The sequence below is a fragment of the Pontibacter cellulosilyticus genome (assembly GCF_014306105.1).
Taxonomy (GTDB): domain Bacteria; phylum Bacteroidota; class Bacteroidia; order Cytophagales; family Hymenobacteraceae; genus Pontibacter; species Pontibacter cellulosilyticus.
In genome coordinates this window covers 15,892-38,599 of record NZ_JACRVF010000001.1, presented here as the reverse complement: position 1 = coordinate 38,599, position 22,708 = coordinate 15,892, and the positions used below count along the sequence as shown (strand labels likewise).

Annotated in this window: 18 protein-coding genes; 9 read left to right on the top strand and 9 right to left on the bottom strand. The window is 46.6% G+C overall.

Going from position 1 to position 22,708, the window contains the following annotated elements; translation table 11 throughout:
* Window positions 1–202 precede the first annotated feature (202 nt).
* The 3 genes from H8S84_RS00150 to H8S84_RS00140 all read right to left on the bottom strand — a co-directional run bounded on the left by H8S84_RS00150 (window position 203) and on the right by H8S84_RS00140 (window position 3,268).
* Window positions 203–949, bottom strand: coding sequence for a metallophosphoesterase family protein (locus tag H8S84_RS00150; protein ID WP_187065253.1), 747 nt, complete (start codon window positions 947–949; stop codon window positions 203–205).
* A 3-nt stretch (window positions 950–952) separates the two neighbouring features.
* Window positions 953–1,708 carry a nucleotidyltransferase gene (locus H8S84_RS00145; protein ID WP_187065252.1) on the bottom strand — a complete coding sequence of 252 codons (756 nt, stop codon included), beginning with the start codon at window positions 1,706–1,708 and terminating at the stop codon, window positions 953–955.
* A 234-nt stretch (window positions 1,709–1,942) separates the two neighbouring features.
* Entirely contained in the window at window positions 1,943–3,268 is a 1,326-nt protein-coding gene (locus H8S84_RS00140) for a glycoside hydrolase family 2 TIM barrel-domain containing protein (RefSeq protein ID WP_187065251.1), read from the bottom strand.
* Between the two features lie 246 nt (window positions 3,269–3,514).
* Here H8S84_RS00140 and H8S84_RS00135 point away from each other — a divergent pair, with 246 nt between their 5' ends.
* Window positions 3,515–5,281, top strand: coding sequence for a glycosyltransferase (locus H8S84_RS00135; RefSeq protein WP_187065250.1), 1,767 nt, complete (start codon window positions 3,515–3,517; stop codon window positions 5,279–5,281).
* 80 nt (window positions 5,282–5,361) lie between these two features.
* Window positions 5,362–6,291: a hypothetical protein gene (locus H8S84_RS00130; RefSeq protein ID WP_187065249.1), complete on the top strand. Its 930-nt coding sequence runs from the start codon at window positions 5,362–5,364 to the stop codon at window positions 6,289–6,291.
* Between the two features lie 48 nt (window positions 6,292–6,339).
* Here the strand turns inward: H8S84_RS00130 and H8S84_RS00125 are convergent, their stop codons facing one another.
* Window positions 6,340–7,266, bottom strand: coding sequence for a glycoside hydrolase family 25 protein (locus tag H8S84_RS00125; protein WP_230406998.1), 927 nt, complete (start codon window positions 7,264–7,266; stop codon window positions 6,340–6,342).
* 2 nt (window positions 7,267–7,268) lie between these two features.
* Complete coding sequence (locus H8S84_RS00120; RefSeq protein ID WP_187065248.1) at window positions 7,269–8,381, bottom strand: alanine racemase; 1,113 nt, start codon at window positions 8,379–8,381, stop codon at window positions 7,269–7,271.
* 138 nt (window positions 8,382–8,519) lie between these two features.
* Here H8S84_RS00120 and H8S84_RS00115 point away from each other — a divergent pair, with 138 nt between their 5' ends.
* Together H8S84_RS00115 and H8S84_RS00110 are read left to right on the top strand one after the other, a co-directional pair.
* Entirely contained in the window at window positions 8,520–9,056 is a 537-nt protein-coding gene (locus tag H8S84_RS00115) for a CopD family protein (protein ID WP_187065247.1), read from the top strand.
* Window positions 9,057–9,693: 637 nt separating this feature from the next.
* A complete protein-coding gene (locus H8S84_RS00110) occupies window positions 9,694–10,332 on the top strand; it encodes a hypothetical protein (RefSeq protein ID WP_187065246.1) in 639 nt (212 codons plus the stop codon).
* Window positions 10,333–10,379: 47 nt separating this feature from the next.
* On the opposite strand, the gene H8S84_RS00105 is transcribed toward H8S84_RS00110, so the two are convergent.
* The 4 genes from H8S84_RS00105 to H8S84_RS00090 form a co-directional block, all read right to left on the bottom strand.
* Complete coding sequence (locus H8S84_RS00105; RefSeq protein WP_187065245.1) at window positions 10,380–11,291, bottom strand: AEC family transporter; 912 nt, start codon at window positions 11,289–11,291, stop codon at window positions 10,380–10,382.
* A gap of 191 nt (window positions 11,292–11,482) precedes the next feature.
* Entirely contained in the window at window positions 11,483–13,066 is a 1,584-nt protein-coding gene (locus H8S84_RS00100) for a T9SS type A sorting domain-containing protein (protein WP_187065244.1), read from the bottom strand.
* Window positions 13,067–13,315: 249 nt separating this feature from the next.
* The gene (locus H8S84_RS00095; protein WP_187065243.1) at window positions 13,316–15,091 is read right to left on the bottom strand and encodes an aminopeptidase P family protein; all 1,776 of its coding nucleotides are present in this window, start codon (window positions 15,089–15,091) and stop codon (window positions 13,316–13,318) included.
* Window positions 15,092–15,279: 188 nt separating this feature from the next.
* Window positions 15,280–16,395, bottom strand: a complete 1,116-nt coding sequence (locus tag H8S84_RS00090) for an OmpA family protein (RefSeq protein ID WP_187065242.1) — start codon at window positions 16,393–16,395, stop codon at window positions 15,280–15,282.
* 272 nt (window positions 16,396–16,667) lie between these two features.
* Here H8S84_RS00090 and H8S84_RS00085 point away from each other — a divergent pair, with 272 nt between their 5' ends.
* From H8S84_RS00085 to H8S84_RS00065, 5 genes are all read left to right on the top strand, one after another.
* Window positions 16,668–17,912, top strand: coding sequence for an efflux RND transporter periplasmic adaptor subunit (locus H8S84_RS00085; protein WP_187065241.1), 1,245 nt, complete (start codon window positions 16,668–16,670; stop codon window positions 17,910–17,912).
* 82 nt (window positions 17,913–17,994) lie between these two features.
* On the top strand, window positions 17,995–19,455 hold the full coding sequence (locus tag H8S84_RS00080) for a TolC family protein (protein WP_230406997.1): 1,461 nt from the start codon (window positions 17,995–17,997) through the stop codon (window positions 19,453–19,455).
* A gap of 69 nt (window positions 19,456–19,524) precedes the next feature.
* Entirely contained in the window at window positions 19,525–20,223 is a 699-nt protein-coding gene (locus H8S84_RS00075; RefSeq protein ID WP_187065240.1) for an ABC transporter ATP-binding protein, read from the top strand.
* A 4-nt stretch (window positions 20,224–20,227) separates the two neighbouring features.
* Window positions 20,228–21,475, top strand: a complete 1,248-nt coding sequence (locus H8S84_RS00070; protein ID WP_187065239.1) for an ABC transporter permease — start codon at window positions 20,228–20,230, stop codon at window positions 21,473–21,475.
* Window positions 21,472–22,653, top strand: coding sequence for an ABC transporter permease (locus H8S84_RS00065; protein WP_187065238.1), 1,182 nt, complete (start codon window positions 21,472–21,474; stop codon window positions 22,651–22,653). The genes H8S84_RS00070 and H8S84_RS00065 overlap by 4 nt, the downstream gene beginning before the upstream one ends.
* Window positions 22,654–22,708 lie beyond the last annotated feature (55 nt).

Here is a 22,708-nt window from a genome sequence, read left to right as displayed (position 1 = left end):
GACAATGTGTTCCGACCCAAAAGGGTGTAAAGGTAATTTAATTTTTGGGAGTATTTTTAAGTCTTCTTCAGTTGCAGCATTTCTCACAGACTAATCTCCTGACTACCAACACCAGTTTTTTGACAATGATTACATTTTAAAAATAAAGCAGGGCCGCAGCATCATACTCCGGCCCCATTCTAGACTTTCGTTAACGCTTATTTTATACTTCTAGTATGAAGTACGGCTGCTCATACCCCTCCTTTACAAGTATAGGTTTGGACACATTAAATACTTTTACCCCTTTAGAGGTTTCACCTTTTAAGGTGCCAATGTGCGCATGACCGTGAAAAGCAGCCACTACATCTCTGCGGTTAATAGGCTCTGCTAACCTCGAGGATCCAAGAAAAGGGAATATCTGCTCCGGCTCCCCTACTACAGTCCCTTTAATAGGCGCATAATGCAGCAGCACTACTTTTTTGATGTTCTCATTCTCGCTGTCGAGCCTTGCTAAAGCTCCGTCCAGTTTTAGGGCTTCATCCACTGCCTCCTGCACAAAATTTTTTATCATGGGTTCTCCAAACATGCCCAGCATGCCTTTGTCAAACCCTCCGCCAAAGCCTTTTACGCCAGCAAAGCCAACACCATCTATTACCACGCAATCCCCATCAAGCACATGCACGTTTTCTCTAACCAGTGTTTTACGAATACCTTTGTGGTGATCGCGCTCATAGTCATGGTTACCTAGAACAGCCACTACAGGTATAGAGCAGGCTTTTAGCTCATGAGCCAGTACTTCGGCCTCTGCTACTCTGCCAGTGTCTGTCAGATCTCCGCACAGCAGCAGCACATCTGCCTTTTCCGAAACCTCCTTAAAATATTCTTCCCACTTACCTGTATCATTTTCCCGCACATGTATATCGCCAACGGCTGCTACGCGTAATTTGGTGTCTTTGCTTTTTGTTGCCATGTTTTATACTGATCTGATTGTTACAACCTTATATTCCCAATCGGTGATATCGGTTGCATACTGTGTCTGGTCAATAAGCGGCCCCCTACAAATCTTCTCTACTGGCGCCGGCATTTCGTACTGATCCTTTGCCCTTACCAGCAACTCATCATAAAGCCACTTTGGTATAAGGTCTCTTTCGGATGGGTAAACAAACATGAATGACATAAACTGTTGCAGCACGAGTTGCCAGTGCGTTTCCATGTGTGACCATAGCCATTTCCAATCCAGCTTTTTGCCATAGCGCAGAATGATATGGTTGATGTCTGCCCCATCGTACCGTTCCCTGTTCTGCACATACAGCTTAGACCAGATAAGGGTTTCGGCAGGTATAACCCGCACCTTTATATCAAGCAGCTCGCTTTTCACAGATTTTTCGAACCAGGTATCGTCCACGGCACAGTGGTTGCCGGGGTTGTTGAAGATGATATCCATGAAATTTTCACCGCTTTTAGCCTTTGCCAGCCAGCGTGCATCTGTCAGTTCGGTTTCGTATCCTTGTTCTTTAAATACCTTTAGCATTTTAGGGCAATCACCGGACCGGCAAAATACATCCAAGTCCTTCGTGTCGCGCATAATATCTGTGTACAGGCGTAGGGCAAACCCTCCGCCTACTAGAAAGTCTATTTTGCTCTCAGCAAGTATACCTAACGCCTCGCGGTAAAAATCATGGGCTTTCTGCTGGTGCAACCCTTCTTGTAATTCTATTACCTTCGCCATTTTGTTTTCATTTATAGATAACCGAGAGGGGTAAATTGTCAAAAATAAATATCTATAATATTGTATTTTACCACATCTTATCCATCACTCTTGAATAGAAACTTTTACTTAACTTACCTGCAGTTGGTTGTGTTTGCACAACATAAAGGCAGCATTTAGTTAGTTTAAAGCAACTTTTAATTTACACAATACAAATATTACAAATTGAACATAAGCAAGCACACCAACTTTGCATCACTGCTTCGTCACATAAAAAGGAATATTGGCTGTGGCTAATTTACCTTTGCCGTCACGCACATATACATATAGCCGGTAAGCTCCCTCTTTTTGCGGTGTGGTAAGTATAAGTTTATCGTTGCCCGTATTTGACAGAAGGCCGTGGATAGGTGGCGGCGTTATCTCTTCTCCGGTGTTGCCGTCTTCTGATTTTATCTCTGGTAGTACTTCCCAGTGCAATTGCAGCGAATCTTTATCGGGATCAAAAGTATAAACAGCCCCAAGATATGCTTGCTTAGGCCGCAGGTAGATCTGATCGAAGGCAAATTTGTGATTTAGTTTAAGGTATGCGATGTAAGGTGCTTTGTTATCTGCTTCATTGCCGCTCCATAGTTCCCCCATTACTTGTATCATCTCTGTTTCTTCACCTTTAGTATTTATCGTACTAAACCAGGTTGGTGTAGTTTCTTGCTTTTCGCCCCATAGGAACACGTACGAGCCAAGGCAATGTGTCGTATCTTTCCGAATAACGTCCGTATAGAACTTTCGGGTAAATTCCGCTTTCTCTGAGCTTGTTTGCTCGATAGGTGCATTCCACCAGGTTAGGTAAGACTCCCAATAGCCGCGACCTCCAAACTCCGACACAACATAGGGCCCTTTCCAGTCTGTCTGTGCCATCTCGCTGTGCATATTATGTAATCCGGCAAAAGAATTGATTGACAGGATATCCAATGCGGGGCAACGATCCACAATCAAATTAATTACTTTTAAGGGCACGTTCATAACCGTGGTAGTGGTAGGATGGTCCGGATCTACCTCGTGTATCATTTCGGCTATACCGTTCACGGCATCCCATACTTTCACATTAGATCCCTCTGCATAAAGCTCATTGCCCACGCACCACATCAGCAGAGCCGGGTGGTCTTTATACTTGAGTACAACCTGCTTTAGCTCCTCCTTTTGCTGCTGCACTAGTTCCTTATCGTAGTAATTAAACCCTTCACGCTCACGTTGCATCCACAGGCCAAGTGTAACAGTCAGTCCGTTCTTGTGGGCTTCATCCAATATGCGTTGGGCATCTTCGGTATCCCACACCCGCACCGAATTTCCGCCATAGGCTGCCACGCGATCATAATAGTCATACCCGGCAGCCCCTTTAATGTAATAGGGCTTTCCATTCCTATACAGCACGTACTTCCCATCTTTTTCCTTTATTACCTCTACTTTGCGGCTTTTTGCCACATACTTATCCTGTATGGCTGGTTTGGAGGTACAGCCAACCCAAAAGAGAATAAAAAGTATAAAAACAGGTATAACGATTATAGATAGTTTCAAATTCGACATAAGGATGAATTGGTATGACGATATGCAGAAATTATAATATTTTTTTGACTAAACTTCAACTTTTATGAATCCGGCAAGTATAGTTACGAGGATAGGGTGCAGATGTTCACAGTTACAGAATATGAAAAATGTGATGTTAGCCCCGGAGAGATTCTGCGAAGAAAATTTGAAACCCTTTAAGAATACGCATACATGATGTTTTCTACTAGCCCGGAACATCAGACCACTCAGCACAACCGTTCGGACATGGAACTAACTCCTGACCCTAGGGATGTTAGAGCTATTCGACTAATGATACTGCTGGGTCTTCTGACGATGGGGTTATTCCTGTATTGGTTTCTGGATGAAGACCATGTAGGCTACGGACCGCTGTTCTGGCTGTTAACTACAGCCCTTGGCTTTAAGCTTCTCCGTACGCTGCACGAATGGTACCATTACTATGACGTCAGCGTTCCTATTAAGCCTAATCTCAAATCAAAGTATAAAGTAGACGTTTTAACGACAGCCTGCCCCGGAGAGCCGCATAGTATGATAATCGGCACTTTAGAGGCTATACAAAATATCAGATACCCGCATACTACTTACTTGTGTGATGAAGGTGACGACCCTGCTCTGAAAGCTGCCTGTCGGCGACTGGGAGTTATACATGTAACACGCACTAAAAAAATCGACGCTAAGGCTGGCAACATTAATAATGCTCTGAAACAGGCTACCGGCGATATTTGCCTTATACTTGACCCGGACCATGTGCCACAACCTGAATTTCTGGATGAGGTGCTGCCATACTTCGAAGACCCGGATGTTGGCTTTGTGCAGGTGGTGCAAGCGTACAGCAACCAAAAGGAAAGTCTTATAGCTTACGGCGCCGCAGAGCAAACCTACAGTTTTTACGGCCCTATGATGATGGGCATGAACAGCTACGGCACTGTGCAGGCAATCGGAGCCAACTGTACCTTCCGCAGAAAAGCACTGGATAGCATTGGAGGGCATGCGGCTGGTCTCTCTGAAGACATGCATACGGCCATGCAACTACACGCCAAGGGCTGGAAATCTGCCTACGTACCCAAGATACTCACCAGAGGACTTGTACCGGCAACGCTGGCTTCTTATTACAAGCAGCAGATAAAATGGGCGCGCGGCACCTTTGAGTTGCTGTTTGCGGTTTACCCCAAGCTATTCTCGAAATTTACCTGGCGCCAGAAAATACATTACTTTACACTTCCGCTATACTACCTGTTCGGGGTATTCAACTTCGTTGATTTCCTGATTCCCGTACTGGCGCTTATACTTGCTGAGTTTCCGTGGTATGTGTCGCTGGGTGAGTTTATCGTGATGTTTATGCCGTTCCTGTGTATTTCTATCTGCATAAGGCAGTTTGCGCAGCGGTGGTACCACGAGAAAAGTGAAAAAGGCTTTCATATGTTTGGCGGTATACTTCGTACCGGCACCTGGTGGGTTTTTGGCTTAGGGCTCATTTACTCTATCCTTCGGATTAAAGTGCCTTACATCCCAACTCCGAAAGATGACAAGCCAAAGAACAACTTCTTACTCAGCTTGCCTAACATACTAATTTGCCTGCTAAGTATAGGTGCTATCATCTTTAGCCAGCACAAGTATGGGCACGTGTATAACAACCCTTATGTGCAGATGATGTCATTATTTGCGTTAACCAACGTAGCCATTGTAGGTACTATCGTTGTTATTGGTCAGGAACGTTTTATGGAATGGGTGCGGCGCAATCTGCTGCATGCTTCCCTGCTTCAGCCGGTAATTATGCCGCTCAGGCTGATGATTCACCGCACCCGTCATGGCTTTTACGATGGCATCCGGTACGCAGCATACGTGCTTGTGATAGGAGCAGCCCTTGTATCAGCAGGCTATACTGTCAGCCGAAGTCATTTTAGTGCCTATTTACAACCTAAAGTAGTTAAAGCGGATCCTATGCGTCCGGAGCCAAGTTCACTCTCCGCCTTCTTTCATTCGGAAAAGTTAAAGCGCAGCCAGCACGAATAAGCAAAACAGGTTAACTACTCCTCCCGTCTTTCGTTAAGGAATAATGTAAAATCGAATTTACAACCTTAAAAACGAAAGCTATGAACACAAGACATCCAGAACAGTATGGTGAAGGAAGCTATCAGACGCGCCGCTCCGAAAAGTACAGACATCCTGAACGAGACACGAACTACCGTTTTGATGACTATGGCGCATCGGCTAGAGGAGGATATGGTAATGAAAGCTATGGTGGCACCTGGGGCAACCAAGGCAATGAAATGGGTGGCTCACGAAATGTAAGCGGCCGCGGCGACACCTACAGCACTTCCCGCAACTTTGGTAATATGGGCAGCTACGGTGGCTCGCAAGGGTATGGCAGCAGTAGAGGCGGCTATCCTTCTCAGCGTTCTGGTAGCTCCGATTCGCTTTATCACTACGAGAGCGGCATGGGCTCAGGCTCTTCCTCCGGACGCCGTTCCTATGGCTACAGCAGCGACTACGACAGCCACGGCTCCGGTTACAATTACGATGACAATCCAGAAGATCTTTACGGCTCTGATGTTTCCAGAAGATTCCAGGGCTCTGACCAGGGCCGCTATAACTTTGACCGCGACCGCAGCAGAGGCCAGCGAGGCATGAGCGACAGCAGCAATTACTGGGACCGCGATAACTACGGCTCGTCGAATTACGGTGGATCTGAGGGCAATTACATGGGCAGCGGGTACAACCGCAGCAGCAGAGGCTCCAGCATGGGCGACTATGGCTCTATGGGCTCCTACGACAGCGGAAGCAGTTCTAGCAGCAGAGGCAGCTACTCCGGCGGAGATTATGGTAGCCGTCAGCGCCACGACCCTTACGCGCGGGATACGGAGAACACTCGCATCCACCACTCCGACAGCGATTACGACTATGACCCGAACCATGCCTTCGACTCCAGAAAGAAGCCTGAGTTTATGGGTAGCCGTAACCGTAGCAGAACCTGGAACAGAGACTTTGACCAGGACAGACACAGAGACTATGACAGATTTTAGTCAGGAAGTATAAAAACTAAAAGGGCGCGGCCAGATGGCTGCGCCCTTTTAGTTTCTGGCAACTGGCGGCTGAATACAAAACCTTTTTAGCTCACGCATGCTGCCGTAAAATATGTTACAGTCTACGCTGCCCTTAATTCCCTCTATAGAGCCTTTGTCGGTGTGTTGCCAGAAAGAGAGAAGAGTTCTTTCATCTTTCTGCAGTTTCAGCTCCTTTACATTGTAGTGGGCGATCCAGAGCGGATACTCGTCAAAGTAGCCCTCCAGGTAGTCTCTGTAAAAACTATAACCGGTATAAATGATGGGTTTAACCCCGTAGGCACGCTCTACTTTTACCAGCCATTCCTTCAGGTCGCCCCGGAAATGGTTAAGTGGCATCTTGCCCCTCACCTCCACATCCAGCACGGGCGGCAGGTCTCCGGGGCCCAATGTAACTGTGTTGATGAAATTCTTAGCTTGCACATCAGGTTTCAGGTGAGGCAGGTAAAAATGATATGCCCCTCTTATGATGCTGGCCTTGCCTGTGTTTTCCCAGTTTCGGTCGAAATAGGTGTCTTTTAACTTTTCGCCCTCCGTTGCTTTCACAAAAGCAAAGGATACATCGTTTGCCTTCACTTTGTCCCATTCTACTTTTCGCTGATACCGCGATACATCCACACCTAGCAAGGTATTGCCCATAGGGCTGTGCCCTTCCGGCCAAACAGGTTCTTTTTTATCTGCTACAAACTCCACGTACAGCACTACCATGGCAATAACTGCCAGCACGGCAACGCCTATCCAGAAGGGTTTCGATGATTTTTGCTGTTTCTTTTTACCTCGTGGTTTTCTTGGTTTCGCCGGCTTTTTGACTGCTGTGCGCTTTGCTGGTTCTTTGTACCTGACAGCTGGCTTTTTAATCTTCTTTATACTTTCCAAAGCCATCTCCTCCTCGTAAGTAGCCTTGTTTTCAGGCCACAGGTCCATCTGCTTTGCCATAGCTACACATGCTGCTGTACTACTCCAGACATATGCTCCAGATACTCCCCATCAGTGGTCAGGTAACCTTTCATCAGGTCGGCAGTGAGGCAGGAATGTACCGGCAGCACCCCCATCAGATCTCCGATTTTATACTTTTCAAACTGCTTCGGGGTAGCCCGCACAATACCGTGCTCCTGGCTAAGCGAAACCAGTTCTATCCCCTCCAGCGGTTCGCTCCAACCATTTGCTGTTAGGGCTACAATAGCGCCAAAACTGGGACTGCCGTCTGCCTGTAACAGCATGTCTTTGGAGAAATGCACACTGCCGCCGTAAAGTATGATTTCATGCCTGTCGGGGTGTTTGGCAACTACAGGGCAAGCCATACAGACAGCAATATCCTGGTAAGTGTTAGAGCCAATATGTTGCTGTGTTATGTCATAAAACACAAAATTGCCCGGTCTTATTTCATCAACCCCGCTCAGGTCATCTAAAACACTACAAGATGGTGTATCGCCCAGCGAAAGCTTAAGCTCCGGGAACTGATTCTTATAGCGGTCGCGGAGCAGGTGCAGCAGGTAAACAGAAGTGTTATGGATAGTTTGGATAGCCTCTTTTTCTGTTTGCTTATACGTGTGCCCGTCATGCACCAGGAATCCTTCGAATTGTAGCTTCCCGCTCTGCTGAATTGCATTCAGGATTGTATCCAGCTCGTTGTGCGCATGCGGCAATATACCGGTGCGGCGATAGCCAGCATCAATCTTGACCCATATTTTAACCGGATACTTCACGCCCTGCGCCAGCGCCTCTACTGTTTCGATGTTTACAACCACCAGGTGCAGGTTTATCTTACTTGCCAGCTCATTTATACTTTCCATTTCCAGGATGTTGGCCGGAAAAGCCACCAGTATATCGTTCCAGCCGTGGCCGGCAAAATACTGCGCCATCCTGACAGAGGAAACAGTAATGGCATCGATGTCAAAGTCTCGGAACCACTCCCCGACCTGTGCCGATTGATGGGTTTTGAAGTGCGGGCGCAGGCGCACCCCACTCGTTCTGGCTTTCTCTACCATCTTTTGGATGTTGTTCAGGGCTTTCTGCTTGTCCAGTAAAAGGGTGGGTGTGGTTATTTTCATCTTAACAAAGGTAATTTTTTGCAGGATGCTGTGAAGGTACTAAACTCCGCGCAAAAATACTGCGCAAAAGTATAGCTCTTGTTTTGGGTAGTGCTTTAAACATTTCAGATTACCTTTGCAGAAACACCACCTTGGGCTATGGACTACCTTTACCTCAAAGCGCTTCATATTATTTTTGTAGTTACCTGGTTTGCGGGCCTTTTTTACATCGTCCGCCTGTTTATCTATTTCGCAGAGGCCTCGGAGAAGCCGGAACCAGAGCGCAGCATACTTCAGCAGCAGTTCTCCATTATGCAAAAGCGGCTTTGGTATGGCATTACGTGGCCCTCTGCTGTACTTACCCTTATTTTCGGAACCAGCATTGTGGTTACACTAGGTTTGTATGATCCCTTCCCAAGCTGGTTACTCTGGAAGCTGTCTTTTGTGCTTGGCCTTTACGTGTACCACTTTCTCTGCCATAGCATTTTTAAACAGCAGCAACAGGGTATGCTAAAGTATACTTCTACCCAACTCCGAATCTGGAACGAGGTAGCCACGCTTTTCCTGATAAGCATTGTGTTTCTGGTAGTGCTTAAAAGTGCTTTAAGTATGGTTTGGGGCATAATAGGACTGATATTGTTTTCTATCATTCTGATGCTCGCTATCAGAATTTATAAGAGGGTTAGGGAGAAGTAGAGATAAAATCGAGATGTAAAAGCTGCTATTCTTTCTAGCTAGGTCTTTCCTTCAGTCTTACCTGCCTATACTTTCACTTCAGGCTTTAGTGCCCTCAAGGCCGGGAGGCCTCGTTTCTCTGCATCGCCGCTGTGTTCCCTCCTGCGCTGACGCGCTGCCCTCCGGGCACCGGATCTCACAAGGCGCCTCTTTAAAGAGGGCCCCTACCCCCACAGAGAAACTGGGATAGTCACTTCTTGGCTATAGCCTTTGCCATGGAAGTACAAACAGAAACACTAGTTCGCAGCAACAGCTTCAGCGAGGTGCACCAAATGACGATTTTTTGTTTGAGCGTTCAGCGAGTTTGGAGCGTCTTGATTCTTTTGCTTACTTTTCTCATCAAGGAGCAAAGTAAGGCCCAGCCGGCGAGGCGAAAAGCCAGCTAAAAGTCAACACGTTTATTTACTTTGAAAGCAGCAAAGAATAAATGACCCTACACCTAAATTGGCATGGCTCAGAGAAATTTCCAAAATAGGTGAGATTAATAAGAATCTTAATATTCATCTCATAAATTGGATTTCACCGCCAGAGACAGAAGACTCCCCCTCTCCTGTCTTCTTCCATCATATTTTAGTACCTTTGTACAAAGCATTAACTTATGAACACTACAGCACTTAAGGCAAACGAGAGGGAATTGATAAAACTGATACGCTTTTTCAGCAAGCGTGCCACTTTATTGATGGAGACGGGAGAACTGAGCCAAGAGCATGAGCAACTTACCAATGCTTGCCAGAACTTAGAGGCACAGCTTTACAAACATGCTGAAAACCGTGCTGCTATACTGGATAAGCGAGAACGCCTGGAGAAGGTAATTGAGGATAACGCCCAATGCCCCAAGTGCGGAAAAGCTGATATGCTGAAGAAGAATGGCGTTGCCACCAACGAGCATGGCTGGAAGTGCAACACCTACCGCTGCCGCCGCTGCAACACCACCTTTACCTGGAACAAACCAAACAACCCGTGGCATATGGCTGAGTTCCTCGAGATGTATATCCAGGAGCTGGAGCAGAGCCTGCATACACAGCCAAACGAAGAGCTGAGAGAACATACCGAGGCAGCTATTCCGCAATTACAGGACAGCCTTTACAAACTGCGCCCTGTGCTGCAGACATCAGATGAAGAAGTAGAGGCGCTTGCCACCAAGGAGAAGGAGATGGACCGCATGATCCATCAGTTTAAGAACTACCTGATGATTGAGAAAATCAAGCTCGACACGTACGAAGAGCCGGAAGAATAATCAAGAGTGGCGAAAAGGCCACTCTTTCTTTTAATGCTCTTCTGCACTTAAATTCCCTGCACTAACCAATACCAGAAGGCTAGGGTAATGAAGGAGATCGGTATACCAAATCCAATCATCATGTTGGCCAGCTTTGGCTTAAGCCCATATGTTGCCGCCACAATACAAGCAGTAATCATGGGTGCCATGGCAGCTTCCACGATGGTTATTTGAATCATTTCCCCTCGCAAATCCATAATTCCATAGTATAAAGTATAGATCAGGAGAGGCGCAAGCATAAGCTGGTAAGTGAGCCCAAGAATAAGGAATCGCCAGTGTTTACTTTTCCGTTCAATCCGGAGCTGCAGCCCTACCGAAACCAGTGCCAGCGGCGTTACGGCACTACCCAATCGCTGGAAAACCTCCTTCACATCATCTGAGAAATGCAGGTTGAGCAGGTTTAAAATTATAGCCAGCACAAAAGAAAAGAAGGGCGGAAAGGTAAATATCTTTTTAGCAATAGCCTTGGCATCGGTTGTACCTCTGGAGAATGCCGCAGCTACTGCAATGCCTACCGTAGAAAGTATAAAAAAGGATCCGGGCTGATCAATCAAAATAGCTGTTTTCAAACCCTCTTGTCCGTAAAGAGCCTCTATTACCGGAAAGCCAATAAAGGAAGTATTACCCAAGCCGGCTGTAAGTATAAGGCAACCGATCAGCTTACGTGACCAACCAAATGCTTTGCCCAGGCTCCAGAAAAATAATGCTGAACCCGCAAAACATATCCACGCCACTCCTACCGGCAATAACACGGTGCTATCAAGTGCTACCTCCGGAATAAAGTATAGCGCCAGCGCAGGCAACGAAATGTAGATGATAAACTGATTGAGCACCAGCGGCGTGTTCGGCGGGAAATTACGAACCCGCTGCAGCAGCACACCAAGTAGAAGGCACCCGAATAAAAGTATAAAACTGCTCATGAAAAGTGGCCGCCACAAAACAGCCTGTCGTGAGCCGCAAAGGTATGGCTAATTGTTGATCTGTTTAAATGATTGTTGGACGGTGATGCAATAAATTAGTACTAGCATTACTTAACATATTATTCAAACTAAAGAAGCCCCTTATACCTCCAGAAGTATAAGGGGCTTCTTTAGTTGCAGCTTTCTTATGATTACTGAATGACTATGCGGCGCACTACGCGGGTATCACCAGAGACTATACTTAAAAAGTATACCCCGGCTGCCAGTTTACTGGTATCTAGCTGTAGTTTGTTGGCCGCACCCGCTTTTATATGCCTTGATTCGTTCAGCACATTCGCTGACTGAGCGTTGGTAAGTATAAACTGTACCTCTCTGCTCTTCAGGTTGCTTACATTGATGTTCAATGCTTTAGAGGCAGGTACAGGATACACTTCAACAGCTCTATCCAACGCCTCGCGTTCTGCAGAGGTAACGGCTCCAGTGTAGGTTAGCTTATAAATTGCGCTTGCTCCATCATCAGAGATGTATAGGTTGCCTTGTGCATCAATAGCAATATCATTGGGGCGGCTATAAGCTTCTGTAGAGTCTGAGTTCAGGAAACCGCCAACTAAGTCCATCTGGTTTCCGGGTAGGCCATTCTGCCACGGGAAGTATACAATTTTGTAGCCTGTGGCTTTTCGTCTGTTCCAGGAGCCGTGCAAGGCCACTAATGCACCATTGCGGTAAGCCTCCGGCATCTGTGTGTTTTGCGTAAACAGCAAACCGAGTGGTGCCGAGTGCGCTTGTATTCCTTTGCTGACGCGGTCCATTCCATTACAGTCAACGGCACCGTTTGCATTTAACTGCACATCATTAATAAAAGGCATATTGTCCATTCCCTGTCTTTGGTCGGGGTTACAGAAAGGCCATCCATAGTTGCCTCCGTCGCGCACAAAAGTTATACCTTCAGGTGGGTTATTATCTACATAGCTCTGTACCACTTTGCCATAATTGCCGGTGCCGTCGTTAAATGGATAAGCCACGTTATCGCGTTGGTTTAGTGTTACCCACAGGTTATTGGTGCCCGGCACGAAATCAAGCCCTTCCGCGTTACGGATGCCCTGCGCAAACAAGCGACCACCCGTGCCATCGGCATTGTATTGGTAAATGGCGCCGCGTTTAGGATTGCTTTGAGTATCTTCTACACAGGCGTTGCAGGTAGAGGCGATGGATACGTACAGTTTATGGTTACTGTCGAGGGCAATGTTTTTGAGCACATGGCCATAGCTGCCCTGTAACTCAGGCAAACTTTCGTCTGGCAAATTTGCCACCACAACCTGCTTGTTCTGTCCGCGTCTGTCGCCGTTTGTGTAAGTATACCGGACTATCTGGTTCTTCTCGGCGATATAAACATATTGCGTGCTGCCAATCTTATGGAAAACAATATCGTGCGGACGCTGCAGGCCATCTACGTAATCAAAGTCTTCTATTCCGCCAGTTGCTAACTTTCTTATCACTTTTACTTTCCCATCCCAGGGCATCGAGACGAAGAGGTCACCGTTTGGTGCTACCGCCATAAAACGGGCACCGCTTACCCGCGCATAAACTTCCAGCTTAAAATCGGGTGGTATGGTGGCAAAACGATCAACAGCAAAAACGCCGGTGCGCATGTTTTGCGGAACATCAATTTTAACAGTTACAGAAGCTGGTCGGGGTGTGGTTTGTGCTTGTGCTGCCAAAGGTAAATTAAGTATAACCAGGGCAGCTATGGTGCGGTAAAAAGTTCTCAAGGGCATAGTATAAGCATTTGTTATCGACTTACTGTATATTGATTTTTAGAGGAAATGTTGCGGATTTGTACTACTATTTAGTAGGGTTGAAGTAGCTTTTTAAATGAAAGTTGATGGGCTTTTTCTATAACTTGCTTCCCCTATGCATATCCTGTTCAAGGAATTCAACTTTAAATCTCATATACGGCTAAAAACAAAAGAGCGGCTATACCTCAAAGTATAGCCGCTCCAAAAAAATCAGTCTACAATTACCAGTTATATAGGCTTCGCTTTCTCTTTTAGCCAGGCCAGTTCGTCTTCACGCAAGTGCGGACCAAGTTTTTCTACCACTTGCTGGTGGTACTCGTTCAGCCACTTGATCTGGTGTGCTTCCAGTAGCTCCTTTTTAATAGGTGTGGTATCGATCAACGCCAGTGTGAGGTGCTCGAAAGTATAGAACTCAGCAAAATCGTTGGTCTCATCCTTCACCGTTAGTACCAGGTTTTCGATGCGGATGCCGTGTTTACCCTCGCGGTAAATACCAGGCTCCACAGACGAGATCATGCCTAACTCCAGCGGCACATCCGTTGGTGTTGGGTTTAGTACATGCGGACCTTCGTGCACATTCAGGAAGAAGCCGACACCGTGACCAGTACCATGACCGTAGTTGCGGGCATAGTCCCAAAGCGGCTTACGGGTGATCGCATCGATCTGGTAACCTTTGGTGCCTTTTGGATAACGGGTTGTCGAGCCATCGATCATACCTTTCAGCACCAATGTATAATCTATACTTTCCTCCTCTGTTAAGTTGCCTAATGACACCACGCGGGTGATATCGGTAGTGCCGGAAGTATACTGTCCGCCGGAGTCTACCAGGAACAAGCCATCCGGCTGCAGCTCCACATCACTTTCTTCGGTTACACGGTAATGCGGCAAGGCACCATGTGCCTTATAGCCAGAGATGGTATCGAAGCTTTCGCCGACAAACCCCTCCTGCTCTGCACGAAACTCGCGCATTTTGTCTACCACTGTCAGTTCGGTAATTCTGGTTTTACCGATGTTCTCCTCTAGCCACTTAAAGAAACAGGTAAGGGCAACACCATCCTTCACCATAGTATGGCGGGTGTGCTCTGCCTCCACTTCGTTCTTCTGTGATTTAAAGAAAGTAGTTGGATTTGTATCCTGTACCACGCGAACCTCTTTGGGCAATTGCTTATAAAGCGCGTAGCAATTGCGGCGGGGATCTACCAGAATGCTGTCAGCAGGTATGGCCGAAACAGCGCGTTCGATCATGTCATATGTTTCCAGCTCAACGCCTGCTGCTCTTAGCTTCTCTTGGTCTGCTTCAGAGAATTTGGCCGCATCAACAAACAGCATTGCCTTATTCTGGCTTATCAACGCAAAGCTTAACACCACCGGATTGCACTTTACATCAGAGCCACGCATGTTAAACAACCAGGCCAGATCATCCAGCGAAGAGATCAGGTGGTAATCAGCTCTGTATTTTTTAAGGGCGGTTCTGAGTCTTTGCATTTTGCTTTCCAGCGACTCTCCTACTACCTCTTCTCCAAGCAGGAAGGCTGGTGCAGTAGGCAGGTCCGGACGGTTTTGCCAGATCGGGTCTAGGTAATCGCGGTCGCTGTTTATGTTGATACCAAGCGGCGAAAGCTCTGCCTCCAATAACTGTGCAAGACTTACAGAAATTAGTTTAGCGTCGTAAGCTACGGTAGCTCCTGCCGGCAAGCGCTCTGCTAACCACCCAATATATTCCGGTGCATTCTGCACTCTTAGTTTAGCCAGTTCAAAACCTGTTCCTTCTAACTGTTCGTTGGCCTGCACAAAATAGCGGGCATCTGTCCAGAGGTGTGCTGCCTCTTCGGTTATAACTAGTGTGCCTGCCGAGCCGGTAAAGCCCGAAGCAAAGGCAATGCATTTATATCTGTCTGGAACGTACTCACTTATGTGCGGATCTGCCGATGGAATGATATAGGCACTCACGCCCTCGCCTTTCATTTGGCTGCGGATAGCTGCTAATCTTTCTTTGTAGGTCATGTAGCGTTTTGTTTTTCGGTTTGGGGCAAATTAAGGAAAGATGCGGAGAAATGCTCAGGAAGATAGATAAAACACCCGAATAATCTCACCTGTGCCTATTCCCTGAATACTTTTGACGTAAGCATTCACTACCCGCTCCATCGGCACCGGGTTTTGCCCAGGAAAATAGTCTTCAATGGCCTCCATTACTACTTTTGCCTGATTTGTATTTCAACTCTCCTGTTCCTGGCTCTGTTTTCGTCAGTACTGTTTAGCACCTTAGGCTCGTTTTCCCCAAATCCTGTATAAGTAACCCGATCAGCTGCAACTCCATTGCTCTCCAAGTACTGTTTTACTGCCTTAGCCCTACGTACAGAAAGCCGCAGGTTATCCTCTTCAGATCCGACATCGTCTGTATGACCCATGATGTGCACCGTTACTTCCGATTCAGTTGCCATAAAGTCTGCCAACGCATCTAACGTAGGAAAAGCAACAGGCAAGATATCGTGACTGCCGGTTAAGAAGTTGACATCGCTTAAGGTAATGATTCTGTCCGCAGCAAAGGGAGATTCTACATTGGTTGGCTTTGTAATCTCCCCCTCTTCTGGCACTGCCTCTGAAAGCGGAATAACACTAATATTGTCGTAGCAATAATAAGTACCCTGCACAATGTACCGCTTTATCTCCTCCCAGCCTTCGGGGTTCATAGCTTCCAGCGCCTCCTGGTTAGCACCCAGAAAATTGCCGATGGTCAGGTAGCGTTCTCCACCTTTTGCCCTGTACACTGCCGATACTTTTACCCAGTCTTCCATGGAATCCAGCACAGGACTTCTGGCTGAGGTGAGGGACACGTATGGTATCTGCTGGCCTGTTAGCTCGTGCTCTTCAAAGCCATATACTTTGCTCGTTGATGGCAGCTTCTTTTTAGTAAAGTATACTGGCACTTCACTTATTGCTGGCTCTCTTACAGATGCTTTTATAGTATAAAGGCTAACCAGGTACTCCTTATTCTTTTTGAGCGGTTTCCGCAGTTGTACCTGTGTTAGCTCACTGGATGTTTCGCTGAACCATTGGCACAGGCAAATGTCACCGAAGCGAACGCTTGACACACTCCTGGTGGGCAGGTCTGCCTGGTACGAATTGTAGTATGGCGGGTATTGAATTACTTTATCATACTTAGAGGCTACATCAGGTGTGCCGCTGATTCTCCTGAAGCCGACAACACCGTCTTTGTAAATCTCCAGACTCGGATTTTTAACAAGATTCTGGGCAACTGCCGGTACTAAAATGTTTAGGAAAAGTAGGGATAAAAGTATAATCCTCATCTCGTTTATAACGAGGAGTCACAAGGGAAAGTATGCGCAAAACGTCAAGAAATAGTGTCGTGATTTAAGATGAAACTTCTCTATTCCTTACCCTTCAAACATTAATTTACCCTCTCCTAAATTACTCCTAAAACCGAACAACCTGTTCAATACTGAACACATTTTATATACTTAAAATCATACTTTTATATCGCAAATAACTCACTATCAATTAATTAAATAATTGGCACTTGAATTGGCTATATAGAACCGAGCAAGTATAAAATAAAACTATGGATCGGGAGCTATCATCTACAACCATCAAAGCCAACAAGAGAAAACGCATCTGGCAAATTTCGGCAGCCATTGCCTTGGTAGTATTTGCCATACTTGGTTTCAGAAGTTTGATCACACCAAGTATAAGCCGCGCAGAGATACGCACAGCTGTGGTAGAGAATGGTCCGGTGATAGCTACCTTAACTGCAACCGGTGTGGTGGTACCCGAAAATGAACAGGTAATTACAAGCCCGATACAGGCACGCATTGAGCAGGTAGTACGCAGCAGCGGTGAGCAGGTGCAGCCCGGCGAACAGATCTTGCTACTCGACCGCTCTTTTACCCAGCTCGCTTACGACAAACTAAAAGACGAGCAACAGCTAAACCAACATAAAAGTGTGCAGATGCGCCTGCAGCTACAGAAAAAGCTTAACAGCCTGGAGTCGCAGTTGGAGATAAAGCGCATGAACGTGAAAAGCCTGCAAGCAAGACTTGACGATGAAAAATATCTGATAAAGATTGGCGGCGGCACACAAGAGCAGGTAAAACAGGCTGAGCTAAACCTGAAGATTGCACAGCAGGAGCTTGCCCAGTTGGAACGTGATATTGCCAGCGAACGCGCCTTACTGAAAGCCGACGAACAGGAACTGGGATTTACATTGGCCATGCAAGGCAGATCCATTGAAGAGCTGGAGCGCAAGATGGAACAGGCAGAGATTCGTGCAACCAGTCCGGGAGTGGTAACCTGGGTAAAAAACGAAGTAGGCAGCAATATTAACGCCGGTGATGTAATAGCCCGCCTTGCCGATCTAAGCAGCTTTAAAGTAAAAGCCTCTATTTCCGACACCTACGCAGAGCAACTTCAAGTAGGCAGCGAAGCCAGCATTAGGGTAGGAAATACCGACCTAAAAGGCACCATCGCAACCATAGAGCCCACCGTAACAAACGGCACCATCACCTTTTATGTAGCACTGCCAAGTGAAGCGCATAAGCTTCTGAGGCCAAATCTGCGGGTGGATGTGCAGGTGATAACCGCTACCAAACCAAGCACGCTGCGTGTTAAGAACGGTCCATACTTCAGCAGCGCAACCGGTAATCAGGTTTTTATACTTCGCAATGACGAGGTAGTTCGTGTACCGGTAACCTTAGGCGTGAGTAACCCTGATTTTGTTGAATTGGAAAACGGTGTTAGCGCCGGAGATGAAGTAATCATTTCTTCTATGAAAGAGCACGAGCACCTAAAGAAGATGAAGCTAAATTAAACTATACGAGTTGACCCACCCCTGGCCCCTCCGAGGAGGGGCCAGGGGTGGGTCAACAGATGCAGATTAAATCAACAAAACTATGAAATACCGATACCTGATTTTTCTACTCTTCATACTGCTTTGCAGCCAAAGTATGGGCCAGACGGCAATCAGGCAGCTAAGCCTGCAAGAGGTAATTGCTATGGCGCAGGAACAATCTACTGAGGCGAAGCAGGTAGAAACCAGCCGAGAAAACAGTTATTGGCAGTGGCGCAGCTTTAAGTCTAGTTATCTGCCACAGCTTAGCCTCGCCGGCACATTACCAGACTTTAGCCGCACCATTACACCGGTTACCCAGCCGGACGGTACCATCGCTTTTCAGCCGGTGTCCATCAACAGCTCCGATGTGGGGGTGTCGCTTAGCCAGGTAATCAGCCCGACAGGTGGCCGTGTGTTTGTAACCTCGCTTATGCAGCGCTTCGACGATTTTGACCGCGACCAAACCCGCTACAACGGCAACCCGGCTATTATCGGACTGGAGCAACCCTTGTTTGCTTACAACGCCCTAGCCTGGACTAAGCGCATAGAGCCGCTAAAGTATGAGGAATCGCAAAAGCAGTTCACAGAAAACAAAGAGCAGCTGGCAGTTAAAGCGACAGACTTATACTTTGATCTTTTGCTAGCGCAGGTAAATAAGAGTATAGCTGCTAAAAACCTGGCAAACAACGACACACTGTACCAGGTGGCTGATGAAAAATATAAATTGGGCCGTTTCTCTAAGAACGACCTGCTGCAGTTGCGCCTGGCTGTACTAAATGCCGATCTGGCACTCGCACAAGCAAAACTTGACGAGCAGACTGCACAGCTTGCCCTGAAGAATTTTTTAGGTATAAAAGAAAATGAGCCCCTTGCGCTGCTGGTGCCACAGAATGTGCCGGAGACAGGTATAGTTGCTGAGCTGGCATTAGCAGAAGCCAGAAAGAACCGCAAAGAAAGTATAAGCTTTAAGCGCAGGCTATTGGAGGCCGAAAGTCAGGTAGCCAAGGCTAAAGGCGATAACGGATTAAACGCCAGTCTCTTCGCCACCTTTGGTCTTACAGACCGTGGTGAGTCTTTCACAGACATATACAATCAGCCCGATAATCAGCAGCGTGCCCGCATTGGCTTTACGATGCCACTGCTCGACTGGGGCCGCCAGCGGTCCATCACAAAAGCAGCACAGCTAAATCAGCAGCTGGTAGAATACACGATCAACCAGGAACAGACGAATTTTGAGCAGGCGGTAATTACACAGGTAAATCAATATAACACCCTCAAAAACAGAATTGCCACTACCGCCGAAGCCGATGTCATTGCCGCAGAACGCTATGAGATTACCAGGAGCACCTTCTTAATTGGCCGCATCAGCATTACAGATCTTAACATTGCCCTGGCAGAGAAAGACCAGGCCCGGAGAGCTTACATCGCTTCGCTAAGTGCTTTTTGGGAAGCTTATTACCAGCTAAGAGCCCTCACCCTATTTGACTTTCAACAGCAGCAGGCGATAAGTTATAAAGATTGAAAAGTAAACAGATACTATAAAGAAGCAACAATTAGCAATTAACTACCAACGATTAACGATATTAGAACTATGATCACGCTATCAAACATCGAAAAGGTCTACCAAACCAAAACCATTGAGACGGTGGCCTTACAAAACGTGAACCTGCACGTGCCGAAAGGAGAGTTTTTGTCTATCATGGGACCGTCCGGTTGTGGCAAGTCTACTTTGCTTAACACCATGGGCCTGCTGGACATACCTACCAGCGGCACTGTGGAGATAGACGGCCAGGTAATCCGAACCTACAAAGACAAAGAGCTGGCACATATCCGAAACGAGAAGATCGGCTTTATCTTCCAGAGCTACCATTTGGTTAACGACCTGAGTGTGCTGGATAATGTGGAGCTACCCCTACTCTACAGAAGTGGAATATCTGCTTCAGAACGCAGTAAAAGAGCAAAACTGGCCTTGGAGAAAGTAGGCCTTAGCGCACGCACCAAGCATTATCCGAATCAACTTTCAGGTGGGCAGCGCCAGCGCGTGGCCATTGCCCGTGCACTTATTGGTCAGCCGCAAATTATACTTGCCGACGAACCTACCGGTAACCTGGACTCTGTGATGGGTGAAGAAATCATGAACATTCTGCTGGACCTGAACAAAGTTGACGGGACCACCATCGTAATGGTGACACACGACGAAGGTATGGCTCTGAAAACAGAGCGCCTTGTGCGTTTCTTCGATGGGCAGCAGGTATCAGATTCCAAGATATTCGACTACGCTAACGTTTAAGGCCATGCTGAAGAACTATCTTAAAATTGCCTGGAAGGTGCTCTTGCGGCGCAAGTTCTTTACCTTCATCAGCCTCTTTGGCATAAGCTTTACTCTCATGATACTGATGGTGGCTACTGCCATGGTTAATCACCTTTTTGGCCCCGAAAACCCAGAGCTCAAAACAGACAGGATGCTCTATGTAAACAGGCTCAAAATGACCGGCAACGGCTATACCATGAATTCAAACCCAGGCTATTATATTCTGGACAAGTATGTGCGTCCACTTAAAACGCCACAGGACATGACGTTTTATACAAGCGACTACAGCTACAATGCTTACGTAAATAATCGAAAACTGCCTTTGGATGTGCGATTTACCGACAGCAACTTCTGGAATGTACTGGATTTTGAATTTGTAGAAGGACAGCCTTTCAGTAAAGGAGATGTGGATGGCATAAGCAGAGTAGCCGTTATAAATGAGGCTACGAGACAAAATTACTTTGGCAACAGTACAAATGCACTAGGCAAGTTTATAGAAGTAGACAGAACAAAGTATAAAGTTGTGGGTGTAGTTAAAAACGTAGCTGCAAACCGCCTTTATACTTACGCCGATGTTTGGCTTCCTTACACAAATATTAAAGAAGATTACCGCAAGCCACAGTTCGGAGGCAGTTTTGAAGCCATTATCCTCGCCAATTCGCCATCTGATATTGATAACATCAAAGAAGAGTTTAACCAGGCCTTCAAAAATGTAATCATACCAGGCCCTGATGCTGCCAACTATAAGAGTGTATACTTACATGCAGATACTTTGGTAGAAACCTACATCAGAGGTGTAACCAGTGCTGAGGGAGAAATTAGCATTACCATGTTTTTTACATGGGTAACGCTGGGAGTGCTCTTCTTTATGTTGTTGCCCACCATCAACCTGGTAAACATTAACATTAGCCGCATTATTGAGCGTGCCTCCGAGATTGGCGTTAGAAAAGCCTTTGGTGCTTCTTCAGCTACGCTGGTAGGGCAGTTTTTGGTGGAGAACATGATCCTGACGCTTATAGGTGGTGCACTTGGTCTTTTGCTGGCGCAGGGGGTGCTGGCTTATATTAACAGCAGCGGCATTATTCCATACTCCAACTTGGCTATTAATCCAACCATTTTTGCTTATAGCTTCTTAATCTGTATTGTTTTTGGATTCTTATCCGGTGTGTATCCGGCTTTTAAAATGTCTAAACTGCACGTAGTGGCAGCCCTGAAAGGAGGTAATGTATGATCCGCCATTTATTTAAGTTGATGTGGAACAGAAAGCGCGGTAACTTTCTGATGATTGTGGAGATTTTCTTCTCCTTCCTGGTACTGTTCGGAGTATCTACCCTACTACTGTACTTCTATACAAATGCCTCTAAACCGCTTGGCTTTAAATACGACAATGTATGGGTACTCCAAACATATAGCAACGACATGCCTGATGCCGAAAGGCGAGAGCGTACAGCTCAGTTACTTAAGCAACTGAGAAGCTATCCACAGATTGAGCATGCTGCCCTGGCAGGACCCAACGGACCATATACAAGAAGTTCTTCTAATACGGAACTAGCCCATGATGGCATGGAACGAACAGCCAATGTGATAACAGTACAAGACAATGCATTTAAAGATGTAATGGGTATTGAGATGGTGGATGGCCGCTGGTTTAACGATCAGGATGCATTTTCTAACAGGCAACCAATTGTGGTTACCAAAGATGTGGAAGAAGCCTTTTTCCCGGGTGAGTCAGCTGTTGGCAAAACGGTAATGCGAGGCGATACAGAGCGTACCATTATTGGTGTGATCACAGCCTTTAAGCCAACCGGTGAAATGGATGACCTCACCAGTTCATACTTTGAAAGAACGGCTCTGGAAGACACGGCATCAAGGGCAATGGGCACCATTTACATTAAAATAAAACCCGGTACAAATCCGCAGTTCGAAGAAGAGGTACTGGAAACGGCAGCTAACATCGGCACTGGCTGGACCACAGATCTACAGCAAATGCCAGACTTGCGCCGCTCATACCTGAAGCAAATACTAATTCCGATGATCATATTTGCCATTGTATGCGCTTTTTTGATTTTAAATGTGGCATTGGGGCTGTTTGGCGTACTATGGCATAACATAAACAAGCGCCACTCCGAAATTGGCCTTCGCCGTGCATTGGGTGCCTCTGCCAGTAGTGTATACAAGCAGTTTATTGGTGAGATTATGGTGTTGGCAACCTTTGGCCTTGTAATAGGGTGTTTCTTTGCGGTACAGTTCCCGCTGCTGGGCATAATACAAGAGGTGCCTACCGAAACATTTATACAAGCTATACTTACTTCAGTATTTTTGATTTATACTTTAGTAATACTATGTGCTCTGTATCCAAGTAAACAAGCGGCGGCCATACATCCGGCTATTGCCTTGCACGAAGATTAAGCTGCGACTGCAGCAGTTATTCTAATAAAGCTTATATTTATACTTCTAATTCGCC

Excerpts from the sequence above, each read along its gene's own strand:
- H8S84_RS00070 (WP_187065239.1), top strand. The coding sequence starts at position 20,228 with ATGCTGAAGAACTATCTTAAAATTGCCTGGAAGGTGCTCTTGCGGCGC.
- H8S84_RS00100 (WP_187065244.1), bottom strand. The coding sequence starts at position 13,066 with ATGCCCTTGAGAACTTTTTACCGCACCATAGCTGCCCTGGTTATACTT.
- H8S84_RS00085 (WP_187065241.1), top strand. The coding sequence starts at position 16,668 with ATGGATCGGGAGCTATCATCTACAACCATCAAAGCCAACAAGAGAAAA.
- H8S84_RS00110 (WP_187065246.1), top strand. The coding sequence starts at position 9,694 with ATGAACACTACAGCACTTAAGGCAAACGAGAGGGAATTGATAAAACTG.
- H8S84_RS00080 (WP_230406997.1), top strand. The coding sequence starts at position 17,995 with ATGAAATACCGATACCTGATTTTTCTACTCTTCATACTGCTTTGCAGC.
- H8S84_RS00090 (WP_187065242.1), bottom strand. The coding sequence starts at position 16,395 with ATGAGGATTATACTTTTATCCCTACTTTTCCTAAACATTTTAGTACCG.
- H8S84_RS00150 (WP_187065253.1), bottom strand. The coding sequence starts at position 949 with ATGGCAACAAAAAGCAAAGACACCAAATTACGCGTAGCAGCCGTTGGC.
- H8S84_RS00130 (WP_187065249.1), top strand. The coding sequence starts at position 5,362 with ATGAACACAAGACATCCAGAACAGTATGGTGAAGGAAGCTATCAGACG.
- H8S84_RS00075 (WP_187065240.1), top strand. The coding sequence starts at position 19,525 with ATGATCACGCTATCAAACATCGAAAAGGTCTACCAAACCAAAACCATT.
- H8S84_RS00115 (WP_187065247.1), top strand. The coding sequence starts at position 8,520 with ATGGACTACCTTTACCTCAAAGCGCTTCATATTATTTTTGTAGTTACC.
- H8S84_RS00125 (WP_230406998.1), bottom strand. The coding sequence starts at position 7,266 with ATGGCAAAGCAGATGGACCTGTGGCCTGAAAACAAGGCTACTTACGAG.
- H8S84_RS00095 (WP_187065243.1), bottom strand. The coding sequence starts at position 15,091 with ATGACCTACAAAGAAAGATTAGCAGCTATCCGCAGCCAAATGAAAGGC.
- H8S84_RS00140 (WP_187065251.1), bottom strand. The coding sequence starts at position 3,268 with ATGTCGAATTTGAAACTATCTATAATCGTTATACCTGTTTTTATACTT.
- H8S84_RS00135 (WP_187065250.1), top strand. The coding sequence starts at position 3,515 with ATGGAACTAACTCCTGACCCTAGGGATGTTAGAGCTATTCGACTAATG.
- H8S84_RS00145 (WP_187065252.1), bottom strand. The coding sequence starts at position 1,708 with ATGGCGAAGGTAATAGAATTACAAGAAGGGTTGCACCAGCAGAAAGCC.
- H8S84_RS00105 (WP_187065245.1), bottom strand. The coding sequence starts at position 11,291 with ATGAGCAGTTTTATACTTTTATTCGGGTGCCTTCTACTTGGTGTGCTG.
- H8S84_RS00065 (WP_187065238.1), top strand. The coding sequence starts at position 21,472 with ATGATCCGCCATTTATTTAAGTTGATGTGGAACAGAAAGCGCGGTAAC.
- H8S84_RS00120 (WP_187065248.1), bottom strand. The coding sequence starts at position 8,381 with ATGAAAATAACCACACCCACCCTTTTACTGGACAAGCAGAAAGCCCTG.